Genomic DNA, 2,677 nt, shown 5'->3' on the forward strand with positions numbered 1-2,677 from the left:
TGTCCACCGCCGAGCTGGCGGCAGCATCGGGCACCTCCCCGGCGACCGTCGTACGCGCCTGCCAGAGTCTCGGTTTCCGCGGTTTCCACCATCTTCGTCTCGAACTGGCCCGGGCGGCACCGGATCCCGAGCATCCTCCTGCCACTCCTCTGGATTCGGCGTTCTCGGCCGCGACGGAAGCACTCACCGCGACCCGCGCAACCGTCGACGAGGCCGGTTTCGCACAGGTCGTCGACCTCGTCGTGAGAGCTCGCCGGATCCTGTTGGTAGGAAACGGTTTCTCGTCGCCGCCGATCCAGGACGCGGCCCTGCGCCTCACCACCGCCGGTCGCAGTGTCGAGGCTCCGGTCGACATTCTCGGTCAGCAGTTCTCGGCCCGGCTCCTGACCGCCCACGACCTGTGTCTCGCGGTCAGCTATTCGGGTGCGAACACACACACCCTCCGGGCATGTACCGCCGCACACGAACGCGGTGCCACGATCGTGTCGGTGACGAGCTACCCCAGCACACCACTGACACGCATCTCGGATCATGTGCTCATCGCGGGTGCAGGTGCCCACGAGAACGAAGCGGACTCGTTCTCGGCTCGCGTGTCGCAGAGCACGATCCTGTACGCGCTGCAACGNGCCGTGCTCGCCCACCCGGAGCATCGGGAAGTTCACACCGGCGCCCACGACGTGGTGGCAGCAGCGCTGTCCGACACACTCCCCGATTGTTAACCCGTTCGACAGCGCCCGTTCCGGACGAAGGGGCCGAACGTTCGATCGGACCGCCCACGATATGCCTTGTCGGAACGGTGTTCCGGAGCCAGTGGAACGGTGAGAGAGGCGAATCGTGGAGTCCATCGAGGTCGACGGTGTGTTCAATGTGCGCTCGGTGTCGGGGCCGTATCTGGCCCCCGGCCGACTGTTCCGTTCCGCCACGCTCGACCACCTGACGGACGAAGGACGGAGGACGCTCGAGCAGATCGGGATCCGAACGGTCATCGATCTGCGGGACAACCGCGAGCGACCGGGCAGCACGGCCACCGCATCGTGGAACGTCCTGCACCATCCGCTCTACGACCCGGCGACCGGCCCACCCCGAAGCGGTGAGATCACCGCGATCTACCGCACCCTGCTCGACGAGCGCGGCACCGCTCTCACCGACGCCGTCCGGGCCCTCGCGTACTCTCCCGCCCCGGCGCTCGTGCACTGCACCGCGGGCAAGGACCGCACCGGACTCGTCGTCGCAGTGGCGGCAGCCGCGGTCGGAGTACCCGACTCGGCGATCCTCGACGACTACTCGTGCTCGGGACCTCGGCTGCGACCGTACCGCGAGAATGCGGTGCGGATTCTGCTCTCCGATCTGACGCTCGACCCGGCACAATACGCGGAATCCGTGGAACTGCACCTGGATTCCCCGGCATCGGCCCTGCAGTCGGCGCTCGACCACATTCGCCGGCGACACGGGTCGGTGACGGGATATCTCGATGCCCACGGCTTCACCGCGAACGATCTCACTGCTCTGCGAACCCGTCTGCTCGGCGAACCGGAACTGACGGTGTTGCACCTGAGCGACGTCCATGCACGCGGTACCGAGGACCCCTGCTCAGGGCGCGGTACCGAAGAACTCTTCTTCGGTGTCGACGGCGTGGGACGCCTCCGTGCGGCGATCGAGGGAGCCTCGATGTCGCGTCTACGGCCGGACATCGTGGTCGTCACAGGTGATCTCGCACATCGGCGGGCGGTCTCCACCTATCCGCGACTCGCTGCGGTCTTCGACGAGATCCGCACGCGTCTGCAGTGCCCGGTGCTCACGGTGCCGGGCAACCACGACGACCCGGTCGCCTTCGCGTCGGTGTTCGGCACGAATACCGAGGAACACCTTCGAGGGTTCCGGGTGCTCGGTGTCGACACGAGTCCGGGGTCGCTCTCATCGGACGAGCTCGCGCGGTTGTCGCACGAACTCGCGACTCCGGCTCCGTACGGGACGGTGATCGTGATGCACCATCCGCCGGTTCCGTCGCCTGCCGCCACGTTGACGGGCCGTGAACTCGCCCGCGCCGACGAATTCGCCGCGGTACTGCGTGGTTCCGATGTCACCGCGATCCTCGCCGGCCATTTCCACCATCCGATGGCCGGTGTGTTCGCGGGAGTCCCCGTCTGGGTCGGCGGCTCTCTGGCCTACCTGCAGGACATCGGAACGCCGGGCGACTCCCTCGTCGCCTTCGACGACCCCGCCTACTCGCTCGTGCAGTGTTCCCGTTCCGGTGTCCGCGCCCTACCCGTCGCACTGCGCACCCCCGAGGTCCTGTTCCGGTCGAGCCCTACGCTCACCGTCGCCTCCTGATCCTCATCTCCTCCCCGTCGTCCCATCACAGGAGCACAAGTGACATCCCTTCCCCGTCTCGTGTCGGCTGCCGCGCTCGGCACGGTCGCCGCATTCGCCCTCGCGGCCTGCTCGGAGCCGGCCGCCTCCGATTCGGAGCAGACCGGTTCGTCCACCGGCGACGCGCAGACCATCACGGTCTACACCTCCGAACCACAGGCCAAGATCGACGAGATCGCCGCAGCATTCACCGATGAGACAGGCATCGGTGTCGAGATCTTCCGGGCCGGCACCGGTGACCTGACGGCTCGGATCGAGGCCGAACGCACCACCGGTGAGATCGGCGCGGACGTGCTGCTCGCCGCCG

General features: G+C 67.5%; 2 protein-coding genes and 1 pseudogene. All 3 read left to right on the forward strand.

The genetic code is table 11. The features are described 5' to 3' along the window. Positions 1–14 precede the first annotated feature (14 nt). Complete coding sequence (locus R1101_RS27840) at positions 15–719, forward strand: MurR/RpiR family transcriptional regulator (RefSeq protein WP_442969894.1); 705 nt, start codon at positions 15–17, stop codon at positions 717–719. A 115-nt stretch (positions 720–834) separates the two neighbouring features. Beyond that, positions 835–2,331, forward strand: coding sequence for a tyrosine-protein phosphatase (locus tag R1101_RS29800; protein WP_016935188.1), 1,497 nt, complete (start codon positions 835–837; stop codon positions 2,329–2,331). 39 nt (positions 2,332–2,370) lie between these two features. After that, positions 2,371–2,677: pseudogene (locus R1101_RS0120675) on the forward strand (ABC transporter substrate-binding protein); the annotation flags it as partial.

Source organism: Rhodococcus sp. R1101 (assembly GCF_000278445.1).
Lineage (GTDB): Bacteria > Actinomycetota > Actinomycetes > Mycobacteriales > Mycobacteriaceae > Rhodococcus > Rhodococcus gordoniae.